The organism is Weissella sagaensis (assembly GCF_005405285.1).
GTDB lineage: Bacteria > Bacillota > Bacilli > Lactobacillales > Lactobacillaceae > Weissella > Weissella sagaensis.
Window position 1 is genome coordinate 237,071 of record NZ_BJDT01000001.1, and the last position, 14,610, is coordinate 251,680.

The following is a 14,610-nucleotide window of genomic DNA, read 5'->3' on the forward strand; positions in this document are numbered from 1 at the left end:
AACAATAACAGGTTTTAAATATATAAATAAGAAGGAAAAGATTATGGCAGGATCAAGTAGTGTCTTGAACGAGAAGATAATTCCGTTCTTCCAGAAAATTTCTGGTTCACGTCATCTAGTTGCGTTGCGTGACGGTATGACTGCTGCAGTTCCAATGATTATTATTGGATCTGTCTTCATGATTATTGCACAGTTCCCTATCCAAGGTTATCAAGACTTTATGGCTCATACATTTGGAGCTAATTGGGCAACAGTTGTACAATATCCAACTAATGCATCGTTCCATTTGATGGGACTAGTCGCAGTTGCAGGTATTTCTTATAATTTAGCGAAAAGTTATCGAGTAGAAGCTTTTTCATCGATGATTGTAGCGATTGGGGCCTTTATTTTAACCATTCCACTTAAAACCGACAAAGCCGGGGACATGTGGATTCCATTAAAGCAATTAGATTCATCAGGATTATTTATTGCGATTTTGGTTGGTTTGTTCGTAACTGATTTGTATGTTTGGTTAGTTCACAAGAATTTGACAATTAAAATGCCATCAAGTGTGCCACCTGCTGTCAGCAATTCATTTGCTTCATTGTTCCCAGGAGCCTTAGTATTAATGGTTGTTTGGGTTATTCGAATGATTGTTGAAGCGACACCAATGGAGAGCATTCCGAATATCATTACTTTCGTGTTGCAAGATCCATTAAGTCATTTGAACAATTCATTGCCAGGGGCAATTGTCGTCGAATTGATTATCTGCTTGTTGTGGTTCTTTGGTATTCACGGATCTAACACGGTTAGTGGTGTGATGATGCCAATATGGCTAGGGGCGATGTCACAAAATGCAGCTGCCGTTCAAGCAGGTAAGGAAATCCCTAACATTGTGACGCAACAATTTTACGATAACTTTATTCATATGGGAGGATCTGGGGCAACACTTGGATTAGCCTTTATGATTGCTTTCTTATCAAAGAGTAAAGAGTTAAAGACGTTGGGTAAGTTGGTTGTTGGACCAGCAATGTTTAACGTTAATGAACCAATCATCTTCGGTATGCCAATTGTTATGAATTATAAGATGGTTTTGCCATTTATTTTGGCACCAATGGCCAATGTTATCACAACGTATACAGCTATGAGTACTGGATTAGTGGCTAAAACAATGGGAATCATGGTTCCTTGGACAACGCCACCAATTATTTCTGGGTACTTAGCAACAGGACATATTTCTGGTGCAGTTATGCAAATTATTAACATTGTGCTTGATGGCGCTATCTACTATATATTCTTTAAGTCAATTGATAAGGATCGTTTGAAGGAAGAAATTCAAACTAACGAAGCTGCTTAACATGATGTGCAAAAAAAGATGTTAATTTGTCTGAGATAATTGAGAATTTAACATCTTTTTTTCGTGATTTTAACGCATAGTCAATTTATTGAAAACGCTTGCAAAACAGTGCATGTACTGTTATATTAATGGTATTAATTAATAAAAAAAGAGGGAACGTATCATGGCAGATAAGAAAATTATGCTAGCATGTGCAGCAGGAATGTCAACATCATTGTTAGTGACAAAGATGAAAGAAGCAGCCAAAGCTGGTGGTAAAGATTATGAAATCTTTGCTAAGTCAACAGCAGATATTGATAATGAATTATCATCTAGCGAAAAGCCAGACGTTTTGTTGCTTGGTCCGCAAGTTAGCTTTATGAAGAAAGAAGTTAAAGCTAAGACAGATGCCGCAGGTATTCCAATGGATGTTATTAATATGATGGATTATGGCATGATGAAGGGTGACAAGGTCTTGGCAACTGCCGAGGCATTGTTGTAGATTATCTATGAAAAACTAACAGGCTTTAAACCTACCAAAATAATTGGCAGGTTTAAGGCCTGTTAGTTTTAGAATTAGCTTTTGCTAGACAGGGGGATTATATGACAAAGCGACAATTAGGATTATCAATTTATCCAGATCATAGTGATTTTGAAGAAGATAAAGCGTATTTAATTTTGGGACATCAGTATGGCTTTACACGCATTTTTATGAGTATGTTGGAAGTTAGTGGTTCGGCAGCAGAGACTAAGTTGAAGTATCAACGTATTGTGGATTTTGGTAATGAGTTGGGTTATGAAACAATTATTGATGTTTCCCCACGTATCTTTGATCAATTGCATATTTCATATGACGATTTGTCTTTTTTTAATGACTTACACGTTGCTGGTATTCGATTAGATCAATCATTTGATGGTGCAACTGAGGCACTTTTATCATTTAATCCCTACAACTTAATTATTGAGTTAAATGCAAGCAATGACGTTGATTATCTGAATAATATTATTAGTCATCAAGCTAATGAACCCTTTATTTATGGTTGTCATAATTTTTATCCTCAGGTTGGTACAGGACTACCTTATGACTACTTTATTGCATGTAGCAAGCGATTTAAAAAATATGGTATCCATACTGCAGCCTTTGTTGCTAGTCAGGTAGGGACTATTGGACCTTGGAATGTCAATGATGGGTTACCTACTTTAGAAATGGATCGCCACTTACCGATTGACGTTCAAGCGAAGCATTTATTTAGTACGGGCTTGATTGATGATGTGATTATTGGGAATGCCTATGCCAGTGAGAAAGAATTAGCTAGTTTAAGTCGCTTAAATCGTTATCAATTGACTTTGCCGGTGATTTTTAATGACGATGTGAATGATATTGAAAAGACCATTGCATTAGAATCCCAACATTTCCGCCGTGGTGATATTAATGAAACCGTTATTCGTTCGACAATGCCACGAGTTACGTATCAAGCAGTAGCTAATCAACCGCATGATAATAGCCAACAATTTGAGCGTGGTGACGTGTTGATTGGTAATGATGATTTTGGTGTTTATAAGAATGAATTACAAATCGTGTTAGAACCACATAGAGAGCCCCGTAAAAATAAGATTGGTCATATTAGTGACGATGAAATATTTTTGTTGGACTTTATTAAACCTTGGATTAAATTCCAGTTAACAGCAGCTGATTAGTTATGAATCATTCAAGGTTACTAGTAATAATGACGCTAGCTTTTGATTTAGAGTAATCAAGGTTAGCGTCGTTATTCGTTATAATAGTTTTTGAAAAATTGTGAACTAAATTAACAAAAATGACATAACAAGTGATACAATAGCGTACTACACGGATAAAAATTAAATATTTGGAGGAATAGCAAATGAAGTTGTTAAAGCCTTATTGGAAAGGCTATAAATTTGACCTAATGATTGCTATCCTAATGGTTGTAATTTCATCAGTTGCGATGCTATTGCAACCCACATTGTTAAGTAATATTGTCCAAGCTATTACAGACGATAATTTGAATAAAGTTAATCAAATTGGGCTACAATTATTAATTTTAGCAGTGATTGGATTAGTGGCAGGAATTGTTAATACGATTTTTGCTGCGCGTGCATCACAAGGTATGGCGGCTGATGTACGTGAAAGTGCCTATCGTAAAATTCAGACATTTTCATTTGCGAATATTGAAAAGTTCTCAGTTGGAAACTTAGTTGTTCGATTAACTAATGATGTGACACAAATTCAAAATGTTTTGATGCTAGTGCTGCAACCACTAATGCGGATGCCGATTCTGTTTATTGGTGGCTTTATTTTGGCAGTACGTTCAATTCCACAATTATGGTGGATCATCCTTGTTATGGTAATTTTGGTTGGTTCAGTTGCTTATTATGTGGCAACGCATATTGGTAAAAAGTTTGGCCGTATTCAAGGGTTGATTGATAAAGTTAATAATAAAGTTAAAGAAAACTTGCAAGGTGTGCGCGTTGTTAAGTCATTTAACCAAGAAAAGTCTGAAGAAGAGCGCTTTACCAATGTTTCAGATGAGTTAAAAGACGTCAACATTGAAATTGGTTATTTCTTTGCCATGGTTATGCCGGCATTTATGTTTATTGGGCAAGGATTAATGGTAGTCGCTATTTATTTAGTTGGAAATATGGTTGATACTGATCCGGGCTTGTTAGCGCAAGTTACTGGTTTTACTAATTATATTATGATTATCATGAATGCCATTATTGTTGGTGGGATGATGTTATCATTTGCAACACGTGCGCTAGTATCAATGGGTCGTATTCAAGAAATTATGACAACTGAAGCAGAATTGTCATATCGCGAAGATGGTCAGAAAATTACAGATGGTCGTGTCGCATTTGATAATGTTAGTTTTACGTATGATGGTGAGGAAAAGCCAACACTTAAAAATATTAGTTTTACGACTGAATCTGGTCAAATGATTGGTATTGTTGGTGCCACTGGATCTGGTAAATCAACATTGGCACAATTGATTCCCCGCATTTATGATCCAACATCAGGGTCAGTTAAAATTGGTGGTGTCGATTTAAAAACTGTTGATGAATCTTCATTACGTGATGCCGTTGCTTTTGTACAACAAAAAGCAACACTATTTTCAGGAACTATCGCCGATAATTTCAGGCAAGGACTAGCAACAGCTGACGAATCAGATATGAAACGCGCAGCTGATATTGCGCAAGCATCTGAATTTATTGAACAATATGATGATAAATATAACCATGTGGTGGAAGAGCGTTCAGCTAATTACTCTGGTGGACAAAAACAACGTTTATCAATTGCTCGAGGTGTCATTGCGTCACCTAAGATACTGATTTTGGATGACTCAACGTCTGCATTGGATGCACGTTCGGAAAAATTGGTTAAAGAGGCGCTCGATGAGCAATTAAATGAAACAACAACCTTTATTATTGCTGAAAAAGTTTCATCCGTCATTAATGCAGATAATATTATTGTATTGGATGAAGGAAAATTAGTTGCTTATGGCCCACATAGCGAGCTATTAGAAACATCACCTGTTTATCGTGAAATTTATGAAACACAAGAAGCAAAGGAGGTGCGCCACGATGACAAATAATTTGTCTGAATCAATTCGTTTCTTTTCACATTATTTGAAGCGGTTTAAGTGGTCTTTGCTAGCGATTCTTGTTTTGACAGTCACAGCAACTTGGTTACAAGTTAAGGCACCAGTTTACATGGGACGTTCAATTACGGAATTATCAAAATATTTGATGACCTATCTAAATCCCGTTACAAAGAGTCAAGCTAGTTTGGCTGATTTCCATCAAGCTTTGTTCTTGTTTGCCGGCTTTACGTTGATGATTTTAATTGCACTATTTTTAAATGCTTTGACGCAAGCAGTTGTTGCACCAAAATCAGTTAATGATATGCGAAAAGGTTTGTTTGCTAAGTTGCAACGAATGACGGTACGTTATTTCGACAATCACCAAGACGGTGAAATCTTATCACGCTTTACATCTGATTTGGATAATATTTTCAATGCGATGAATAACGCTGTTTTTCAGATATTGCAACAAGTGGTAATGTTCATTGGTGTTATTTGGATGATGTTTAATGAGAGCCCTAAGATGGCAACTGTCACGATGGCCTCAACACCAGTTGTTATTATTGTTGGTTTTATCATTATGATCCAAGCTAAAAAGTATGTTGATATTCAACAAGCTGAAGTGGGTCATTTAAATGGTTATATTAATGAACAAATTAATGGTGAAAAAGTAATTATCACGAATGGCTTACAAGAAAAGTCAATTGCTGGTTTTATTGAACATAATAATAAAGTACGTCATGCAATGGTTTATTCACAAGCATGGTCGAATATATTAAACCCAATTATGCAAGGTTTGGGATTGGTTAATTTGGGAATTGTGATTTTCTTTGGTGCGACACAAGCTTTATCTGGTGATGTCGCATCACGGGCAGCCGGGCTAGGGTTGATTGTGACATTCGTATCGTTTTCACAACAATATTTCCAACCAATTTCACAAATTACGTCACTTTATAATATGATGCAACAAGCGATGACAGGTGTACATCGTGTTAACGAAATTTTGGCACAAGATGATGAAATTAAACCAGCCGATGGTGTGCAGTTTAATGGCATTAAGAATGATGTTAAATTACAAGATGTTCATTTCGGTTATAATCAAGATCGTGAAATTATTCATGGTATTAATATTGATGTTAAAAAGGGTGAAATGGTTGCGTTAGTTGGTCCGACTGGTTCGGGAAAAACAACGGTGATGAATCTGTTGAACCGTTTTTACGATGTGACTTCGGGTGCTGTGTTATTTGATGGGGTTGATATTCGTCAAATGGATTTGACCGCATTGCGTGATCACGTGGGTATTGTGTTACAAGAATCAGTGCTATTTACTGGAACAGTTCGTGATAATATCACTTTTGGTAAGGAAGATGCAACTGATGAAGAAGTGATTGATGCGGCTAAGCAGGCAAATATTCATGACTTTATTATGACATTAGAAAATGGTTATGATACCCAAATTTCAGATGAAAATTCGGTATTCTCAACTGGTCAAAAACAATTGTTATCAATTGCGCGTACGATTTTGACAGAACCAGATTTATTGATTCTAGATGAGGCAACGTCAAACGTTGATACTGTTACAGAAGAACGTATTCAACGTGCGATGGATAATGTGATTGCTGGCCGAACAAGTTTTGTGATTGCGCATCGTTTAAAGACAATCTTAAATGCTGATAAAATTGTTGTGCTAAAGGATGGTAATATTATTGAACAAGGTAACCATGAGAGCTTGTTAGCCCAGGATGGTTTCTATGCTAGTTTGTACAAGAATCAAATGATGTTTGAGTAAAAGTAAAATTATAAAAGAGTTGTCATGCAAGCACGTTAAACGGGTTGTATTGGCAACTCTTTTTTATTTGCTTTTTAATATAGTGAAATAAATCACAAAAAATAATTGAAAGCGCTTGCTAAATTTAGGAATACCATTGTAAAATAGTCCTATAGACAGGTAAACATTGTGTTATTTGAGAGGGGATAAACTTATGGGAAAATTTACGGATAAAGTTGCAATTGTTACTGGGGGTGCTTCAGGAATTGGGTTAGCTTCTGTAAAAAGCTTATTGTCTGAAGGGGCAAAAGTTGTAATTGCTGATTTTTCTGATAAAGGTGATGAAGTGGCTGCATCATTGGGGGATGAGAGTCGCGTTTTGTTTGTTAAGACTGATGTCACTGTTGAAGAAGATGTTAAAAATGTTATTGAAAAAGCAGTGAGTCGTTTTGGTTCACTAGATATTATGGTTGCTAATGCTGGAATTGCCCGTGATGGTAATATTACCGATATGTCATATAAGCAGTGGTCAGATACCATTGATATTAATTTGAGTGGCGTGTTCTTATCTGATAAATACGCCATTGAACAAATGCAAAAGCAAGGGCACGGTGGTGCTGTTGTTAATATGGGATCAATTCACAGTTTTGTCGGTAAAGTTGGTGTGACAGCTTATGCATCAGCCAAAGGTGGTGTCAAGCTATTGACACAAACGTTAGGTGCAACTTATGCATCTGAAGGTATTCGTGTTAACGCAGTAGCACCAGGTTACATTGATACACCATTAATTGCTGGTGCCGATAAGGAAGCATTAGTTGCTTTGCATCCAGCAGGACGTTTGGGTAAGCCTGAAGAAATTGGTAAGGTTGTTTCATTCTTGGCAAGTGATGATGCATCATTTGTTAACGGGACAACATTGCTAGTTGATGGTGGTTATACAGCAATCTAAATAAATAATAAAAAGAGGTTTAGAAAAATTCTAAACCTCTTTTGTTATGCCATTTAATTTATTTTGGCATAATCATTTAATTCTTTAATATAAATGGCTTTCTTTTCATCGCTAATCCATGATGTCTCAAATGCATTACGAGCGAGTTTGATGATTTGTTCTTTGGTTAAATCATAGGCAGTTGCTAATGCGTAATAGTTATCCGCAATATACCCACCAAAGTAAGCAGGATCATCAGAGTGAATCGATACTTTCGCATCACGTTCTAACAACGACAAGACTTCGTCACCTTTCATCTTTGGTGAAACATAGGTGTTTGAAAGAGGGCATGAAGTTAAACCAATATGGTGTTTAACGACAAAATCAACTAAGTCAGGATCTTCAACGATATTTGTACCGTGATCAAGACGTTCAACGTCCATTAATTCAAGAGCTTGCCGAATGTGTTCAATTGAATCTTTTTGATCAATATCACAGTGTGCAGTCAAATGTAGACCAGCTGCCTTAGCATCTTCGAATTGACGTGCAAATTTTAGCGGCGGATTATTATGTTCGTCAGAGTCGAGACCGACACCGATGAACATATCTTTGTAAGGTAAAGCTTGTGCAAGGGTTTTACGCGCAGATTCCTTTGAAAAGTCACGCAAGAAACACATGATTAAATCAGCGTCAATATTTAAAGCACGGGCATCTACGATAGCACGATGCAAACCATTAATGACGTCTTCAAAACTAACGCCACGACTAGTATGTGCTTGAGGATCAAAGAAAATTTCAACGTGGCGAACGTTGTTTTTAGCAGCACGTTGTAGATAGTTAAAAGCTAATTCATAAAAATCTTGTTCATGTTGTAAAACATTCATTGCTGGATAATAAACACCCAAGAAGGAAGCTAAGTCATCGTATTCGTAAGTCTTTTTAACTTCATCGATTGTTTCTTGTCCGATATTAATATGATTGCGTTTGGCTAATTTTAATTTTAATTCTGGCTCTAGCGTCCCTTCGATATGCAAATGAAGTTCGGCTTTTGGCATGTTTTGTGTAAACTCACGTGTTACAGTCATAACGTTTATTGTTCCCCTTTTGCTGTTATAATCACTATACAAACTGATTTTACCATTGTTTTTATATTAGTCAACTTTCAAAATACGAACTTTTGGTATTGAAATTACTTTTAATGTATGTGATAATTCGATTTGTTGATTGAAAGTTTTCATGAAATCAAGAGGAGATAGAGTAATCATGAATGAGTTTGATGGGTCTAAAGTACAACCGACTGGTTTTTTAGATAAGTTTTTCCATGTTTCGGCGCAAAATTCAACGGTTAAACGTGAAATATTAGCCGGCGTTACAACGTTTGTATCGATGGCATATATCTTATTTGTTAATCCAAGTATTTTGGGTGCTGCAGGTATGGACAAAGGTGCTGTGTTCACGGCAACTGCTTTAGCAGCAATTATTGGTTGTGTGTTGATGGGGGTATTAGCAAATTATCCGATTGCCATTGCACCAGGGTTAGGTGATAATGCGTTCTTCGCTTTTTCGGTTGTTTTGGGGATGGGAATTCCTTGGCAAAAAGCGATGGCTGGTGTGTTTGTTGCATCAGTTTTGTTTACAATCTTGTCATTTTTAAAAGTACGAGAAGTTGTCATTGATGCAATACCACAAGATTTAAAATATGCCATGGCTGCTGGAATTGGTATTTTTATTGCTTTCGTTGGCCTACAAGGTGGTGGCCTAATTGTTGCTGATAAGTCTTCGTTAGTAGCAATTGGCTCATTAACTGTACCAACAACTTGGTTGACGATTGCCGGCGTCTTTATCATTGCTATTTTAATGGCTAAGCGTGTACCAGGAGCGATTTTTATTGGGATTGTAGCGACAGCAATTATTGGTTTGGTAACTGGTTTGATCCCGATGCCTGAACACCTTATTTCGATGGCCCCTAGTTTGAAGCCAACATTTGGTGTGGGGGTTACAAATTTACCGTCGATGCTTGATCCTCAAATGTGGGCAGTTGTTTTAGTATTTTTATTGGTTGCATTTTTTGACACTGCCGGAACTTTGATTGGCTTAGCACAACAAGCAGGTATTATGAAAAATGGTAAGATGCCACGTATCGGTCGCGCCCTAATGGCTGACTCACTTTCAATGTTAGGTGGTGCTGTTATGGGAACGACACCAACGGCTGCTTATGTTGAATCTTCTGCGGGTATTTCAATGGGTGGTAAGACTGGTTTAACGTCAATTACGACGGGTGTATTATTCTTGTTTAGTTTGCTCTTTTCACCATTGCTAGCTGTTGTTACGAATCAGGTGACAGCACCTGCGTTAATTATTGTCGGTGTCATGATGGCATCATCATTACGTGAAATTCACTGGGATGAATTCGAATTAGCACTCCCGGCATTTTTAACGGTTGTCGGTATGCCACTGACGTATAACATTTCATACGGAATCGCTTTTGGATTTTTGACTTATCCAATCTTAATGACAGCTGCTGGTCGCCGTAAGGAAGTGAATGGCATTATGTGGGCAATGTTAATTGTCTTTGTTGTATTATTGTATGTTTTAAATGTGTTACCAAAACAGTAATTAGGGAATGGGGAGTAAAATGACGACTTTAGCAGAATTGGGAAATTATATTGATGCTGGGGCAGCAAAGATTGCAGCCGATATTGTAATTGAAAATGGTACCTTGGTAAATGTAGATACGGCAGAATATTACAAAGCAAATGTTGCAATTTATCACGATCGCATTGTTGCAGTGGACGCTGATGTTTCAGATTATCTTAATGAGGATACGAAACATATTGACGCAACGGGCAAATATATTGTGCCAGGGCTAATTGATGGGCATATCCACGTTGAATGTAGTAAATTGAGTTTGACACGGTTCGCACAAGCAGTTGTGCCTCACGGGACGACCAGTATTGTATCAGGTTTAGATGAGTACATTTCAGTGGTTGGTTTAGACGGATTAACGGAAGTGTTTGATGAATTGGCTAAGTTACCGATGAAAGTATTCTGGGGATTACCTTACAAGACACCTTATACGATTCCAGAATCAACAGTTGCCTATAATGTTACTGGTGCAGACCATGATAAATATCAAGCTTTAGAACAAACGTATGGTGTATGGGAAACTGTCCGAGAAGCTATTCAAACAAAAGACGAAGATACGCTGCGGGCAATTTTAGCAGCACAAAAGTATCATAAGCCGATTTTTGGTTGCTCACCTATGGCTACGAGCAAAGACTTGAATCAATTTTTGATGGGCGGTGTCCATATTGATCATGAAAGTTATAGTCATGAAGAATTTTTAGAAAAAGCACGTAAGGGGTTACACGTTGTTATTCGGGAATCATCAGTTACAAAATTTTTGGCTGAAAATATTAAAGCCATTACCGAAAATACAGCTAATGTTGCGCGTCATACGAGTTTTTGTACTGATGATGTTAATGCACACGATATTTTGACACATGGTCATTTAGATCATATGGTTAAACTAGCCATTCAAGCGGGTGTTAGTCCAATGACAGCTATTCAAATGGCGACGATTAATGGCGCAGAAGCTTATCATGTTGATGATCAGATTGGTTCAGTTGCACCAGGCAAGCAAGCAGATATTTTGTTGGTTGATGACCCAACTTCGTTTAACGTGGAAACTGTTATCAGCAAGGGAGAGATTGTGACAGTTGCAGATGAAGAACAGATTGCATTTATGCCACCAAAGCGTCGTGCAAATATTTTAGATACGGTTCATCATCATAATTTAACGGCAGATGATTTTGCTTATCGTGTGGCAGATGATGCCAAGCAAGCAGTGGTACAAACGATTAATAGTGTGGGACCATTTGTTCGTAAGCGTTTAGATGTGACATTGCCGGTTATAGAAGGGGTTGTGCAACCAAGTGTGGCAGATGATGTTGCATTGGCATCAGTTATTGAACGCTATGGGGTTAATGGTAATCATGCACGTGGATTTATCTCGGGTTGGTCAATTAAACGAGGTGCTATTGCAACGACAATGGCACCTGATGATAATAACTTAGTTGTTGCAGGTGTTAATCCGCAAGATATGGCTTTAGCTGCTAATACCTTAATTGCTTGTGGTGGTGGTCAAGTTGTGGTTGTTGATGGTCAAGTTATTTCATTGCTCGAATTACCAATTGCAGGTATTAATACTGACATGACACCGAATGAATTAGCGCAAAAAGAACTTGATTTGAAAGAGGCAGCTCGTCAATTGGGTAGCCAATTACCAGATCCATTATTCTACCTATCGTTTTTACCCATTACGTCAATTCCAGATTTGGCATTAACGGATGGGGGGAATGTTGATTATCCGAACTTAAAGTATTTTGATCCAATTCTTTCTTTAGAAAAGTAAAAATTATGAAAAAAGGCAAGCAATTATTTTTTAGATAATTACTTGCTTTTTATATGATTATGTATTTGTTTTGATTCTTTTTACATGAAAAAAGCATCGAACTTGGTAACGTTTCGGTGCTTTTATTTTGATTACTGCTCTGGCTGGGTTCGAACCAGCGGCCTCCTCATTAACAGTGAGTTATTCTACCACTGAACTACAGAGCAAAAATTGATTGATTAAATGATTAGACATAAGTACTACATGATACTTATGTAACTGCTCTGGCTGGGTTCGAACCAGCGACCTCCTCATTAACAGTGAGTTATTCTACCACTGAACTACAGAGCAATAATTGTTTAAATCAATAAATTAACTATACAATGCTTTTTATTAAAAATCAACTATAAAAATGAATGTTTTTTAATTTTATTTTTATATAAAGTAACGCTGTCTAATAAATGATTTTATTGTTTTTAGTTAACCTCAGTTATAAGTCGTTTGCTATGATTAGAGCAAATATTAAGCTGAATTTGTGAAGATTAATAGGTACTAATTAATTAGCACGTGTTGATAATATATAATTTATAAAATTAAAAGTCAACAAGTTAAATGAAAAAAACTTAATCTTAATAGAACGCTATATTGATAGAGCTGTGAAGAAAAAGAATAATAAAGCAAGAAAAAATACAATTTAATTGGTATGATAGAGATAATAAAAAACGATGAGGGGGCGACGCAAATGGCTGAATTTCAACTAATGGGAATGCCAATCTGGGTTTATGCCAAAGATATTGATTCAAAGGCTGCAATTGTACGTGCGAGATTGATTGAAGGGCATGTTGGTGAGACCTTTAATGTTGAACCACAAGAAATTGATGGTTATCGTTTTGTGTCTGCAGCTGGTGTTACTGCGGGAGTCTTTACACAAGAAGATACGCATACGATAACGTTTTATTATCGGCATGCACAAGTGGCTGAAACACAAGCACTGACAGATAAATATTTACATATTTTTTCTGAAGTACAACCAATGATTTCTATTGAAAATCAAACTGCAATTGGACAAAAATTGTGGTCAGGATCAATTGCTAAAGTATCGCAACGAATGGCATCACGCACCGGTGAATTTTGGTATCAATTAGCAGATTCAAGATGGGTGAAGTATGACATGAAAGTTATGAAATTAGCGAATAATGATGGCCGTAATCAACGCCCGGCAGCTGATTGGCAACGTACAACGAATTGGCAACCTGTTGCTTACAATGCAACGGGAAGTGTGGACTATATTCCAGGCGCAGATATTGCAGTTTATGCACAACCATATGGCCGTGAAATTGGACGAATACAACATGGTGTTGAAATTGAAATAACGGAAAAGGTTGTTGATTCAGCACAAGTTACTTGGTATCACATCGCACAGCAAGGATGGATTTCAAGTATTTATGCAGCATTAGACGTTTAAAAAACATCATAATAGGGGGATATAATGACAGAACCATTGATTTTAAAACCAACATTACATGAAAAAATTTGGGGTGGTACGGCGCTACGTGATATTTATGATTTGGATATTCCGTCAGAAACAACTGGTGAAGCTTGGGTGATTTCTGGTCATCCTAATGGTGTTGTATCTGTTATAAATGGTGAATATGCTGGTAAAACAGTGGCACAATTGTGGCACGATGAGCCACAGTTGTTTGCTAATCAGGATGTTGAGCGTCCTTTTCCGTTGTTAGTAAAAATTTTAGATGCACATCAAGACCTATCAGTTCAAGTACATCCTGATGATCAATATGCTAGGGAACATGCTGGCGAATTAGGGAAAACAGAATCGTGGTATATATTGGCTGCTAAGCCTGGGGCTATGATTTATTATGGTCATACTGCAACTGATAAGGCGGCGTTTGATCAAGCAGTCGATACGGGTGACTGGGATCATTTACTACAAAAAGTACCTGTCAAAGCTGGTGATTTCTTTTATGTACCATCAGGGACTTTGCACGCATTGGGTGCAGGTGTTTTGACTTTAGAGTCGCAGCAATCTTCAGATGTTACTTACCGTGTTTATGATTTTGATCGCGTTGATGCTAAGACTGGTCAGAAACGTGATTTACATTTAGCAGACGCAAAAAAGGTGACATCGGTACCATTTGTGCCAGAAAAGCCAGCTCAGATTGTGTCACATGTTGGTGATTTGACAATAACTAATTTAGTTTCAGCACCTTATTTCAATGTTGTGAAATGGGAACTTGCTGGTAAAGCATCGTTGAATGCAACAGCACCTTATACGCTAGCAACAGTTGTTGCAGGGCAAGTTGATTTGACTGTTGATGGTGCAACCTATCATCTGAATAAGGCTGCTAGCTTTATTTTGCCAAACGATGTGCAGTCATGGCATTTGGCAGGCGAAGCAACTTTGATGACAACGACACCTGGTCCAAAATCATTATAATGTTTAAAGTAAATAAGCACACCAACGTATAAAAATTAGCGGTGGTGTTTTTATTTATTTAAAATGGTAAAATTTGTTAGATGCTTATATGAGCAATGAATTTAAAAATACGAAAAATATGCGTGACTAACTGACACGATTAGGAGGATGGC

General features: G+C 37.1%; 11 protein-coding genes and 2 tRNA genes. 10 read left to right on the forward strand and 3 right to left on the reverse strand.

The features are described 5' to 3' along the window. Positions 1-43: 43 nt before the first annotated feature. The 6 genes from celB to FFM55_RS01185 all read left to right on the forward strand — a co-directional run bounded on the left by celB (position 44) and on the right by FFM55_RS01185 (position 7,631). Entirely contained in the window at positions 44-1,336 is a 1,293-nt protein-coding gene (gene celB / locus FFM55_RS01160) for a PTS cellobiose transporter subunit IIC (protein ID WP_042491988.1), read from the forward strand. A gap of 163 nt (positions 1,337-1,499) precedes the next feature. Further along, positions 1,500-1,817 (forward strand): PTS sugar transporter subunit IIB, encoded by a 318-nt coding sequence (locus tag FFM55_RS01165; protein ID WP_137600383.1) that lies wholly within the window; start codon positions 1,500-1,502, stop codon positions 1,815-1,817. 101 nt (positions 1,818-1,918) lie between these two features. Then, entirely contained in the window at positions 1,919-3,013 is a 1,095-nt protein-coding gene (locus FFM55_RS01170) for a DUF871 domain-containing protein (protein WP_042491983.1), read from the forward strand. A gap of 185 nt (positions 3,014-3,198) precedes the next feature. Beyond that, positions 3,199-4,926, forward strand: a complete 1,728-nt coding sequence (locus FFM55_RS01175; protein ID WP_042491979.1) for an ABC transporter ATP-binding protein — start codon at positions 3,199-3,201, stop codon at positions 4,924-4,926. Continuing rightward, complete coding sequence (locus FFM55_RS01180; protein ID WP_042491977.1) at positions 4,916-6,703, forward strand: ABC transporter ATP-binding protein; 1,788 nt, start codon at positions 4,916-4,918, stop codon at positions 6,701-6,703. The genes FFM55_RS01175 and FFM55_RS01180 overlap by 11 nt, the downstream gene beginning before the upstream one ends. Positions 6,704-6,896: 193 nt before the next feature. Next, positions 6,897-7,631, forward strand: coding sequence for an SDR family NAD(P)-dependent oxidoreductase (locus FFM55_RS01185; RefSeq protein WP_042491976.1), 735 nt, complete (start codon positions 6,897-6,899; stop codon positions 7,629-7,631). Between the two features lie 53 nt (positions 7,632-7,684). Here the strand turns inward: FFM55_RS01185 and add are convergent, their stop codons facing one another. Beyond that, entirely contained in the window at positions 7,685-8,695 is a 1,011-nt protein-coding gene (gene add, locus FFM55_RS01190; protein ID WP_042491975.1) for an adenosine deaminase, read from the reverse strand. A gap of 178 nt (positions 8,696-8,873) precedes the next feature. On the opposite strand from add, the gene FFM55_RS01195 reads away from it, so the two are divergent. Next, positions 8,874-10,226 carry an NCS2 family permease gene (locus FFM55_RS01195; RefSeq protein WP_137600384.1) on the forward strand — a complete coding sequence of 451 codons (1,353 nt, stop codon included), beginning with the start codon at positions 8,874-8,876 and terminating at the stop codon, positions 10,224-10,226. A 19-nt stretch (positions 10,227-10,245) separates the two neighbouring features. After that, positions 10,246-12,024 carry an adenine deaminase C-terminal domain-containing protein gene (locus tag FFM55_RS01200; protein ID WP_042491973.1) on the forward strand — a complete coding sequence of 593 codons (1,779 nt, stop codon included), beginning with the start codon at positions 10,246-10,248 and terminating at the stop codon, positions 12,022-12,024. Between the two features lie 134 nt (positions 12,025-12,158). On the opposite strand, the gene FFM55_RS01205 is transcribed toward FFM55_RS01200, so the two are convergent. Further along, positions 12,159-12,230 (reverse strand) — tRNA-Asn (locus FFM55_RS01205). 52 nt (positions 12,231-12,282) lie between these two features. Then, positions 12,283-12,354 (reverse strand) — tRNA-Asn (locus FFM55_RS01210). Between the two features lie 391 nt (positions 12,355-12,745). Here FFM55_RS01210 and FFM55_RS01215 point away from each other — a divergent pair. Both FFM55_RS01215 and FFM55_RS01220 read left to right on the forward strand, forming a co-directional pair. Beyond that, a complete protein-coding gene (locus FFM55_RS01215) occupies positions 12,746-13,468 on the forward strand; it encodes a MucBP domain-containing protein (RefSeq protein WP_042491970.1) in 723 nt (240 codons plus the stop codon). 24 nt (positions 13,469-13,492) lie between these two features. Beyond that, positions 13,493-14,458, forward strand: coding sequence for a type I phosphomannose isomerase catalytic subunit (locus FFM55_RS01220; RefSeq protein WP_137600385.1), 966 nt, complete (start codon positions 13,493-13,495; stop codon positions 14,456-14,458). Positions 14,459-14,610: the final 152 nt, after the last annotated feature.

Excerpts from the sequence above, each read along its gene's own strand:
- FFM55_RS01195 (WP_137600384.1), top strand. The coding sequence starts at position 8,874 with ATGAATGAGTTTGATGGGTCTAAAGTACAACCGACTGGTTTTTTAGAT.
- FFM55_RS01220 (WP_137600385.1), top strand. The coding sequence starts at position 13,493 with ATGACAGAACCATTGATTTTAAAACCAACATTACATGAAAAAATTTGG.
- add (WP_042491975.1), bottom strand. The coding sequence starts at position 8,695 with ATGACTGTAACACGTGAGTTTACACAAAACATGCCAAAAGCCGAACTT.
- FFM55_RS01165 (WP_137600383.1), top strand. The coding sequence starts at position 1,500 with ATGGCAGATAAGAAAATTATGCTAGCATGTGCAGCAGGAATGTCAACA.
- FFM55_RS01185 (WP_042491976.1), top strand. The coding sequence starts at position 6,897 with ATGGGAAAATTTACGGATAAAGTTGCAATTGTTACTGGGGGTGCTTCA.
- celB (WP_042491988.1), top strand. The coding sequence starts at position 44 with ATGGCAGGATCAAGTAGTGTCTTGAACGAGAAGATAATTCCGTTCTTC.
- FFM55_RS01215 (WP_042491970.1), top strand. The coding sequence starts at position 12,746 with ATGGCTGAATTTCAACTAATGGGAATGCCAATCTGGGTTTATGCCAAA.
- FFM55_RS01200 (WP_042491973.1), top strand. The coding sequence starts at position 10,246 with ATGACGACTTTAGCAGAATTGGGAAATTATATTGATGCTGGGGCAGCA.
- FFM55_RS01180 (WP_042491977.1), top strand. The coding sequence starts at position 4,916 with ATGACAAATAATTTGTCTGAATCAATTCGTTTCTTTTCACATTATTTG.
- FFM55_RS01175 (WP_042491979.1), top strand. The coding sequence starts at position 3,199 with ATGAAGTTGTTAAAGCCTTATTGGAAAGGCTATAAATTTGACCTAATG.
- FFM55_RS01170 (WP_042491983.1), top strand. The coding sequence starts at position 1,919 with ATGACAAAGCGACAATTAGGATTATCAATTTATCCAGATCATAGTGAT.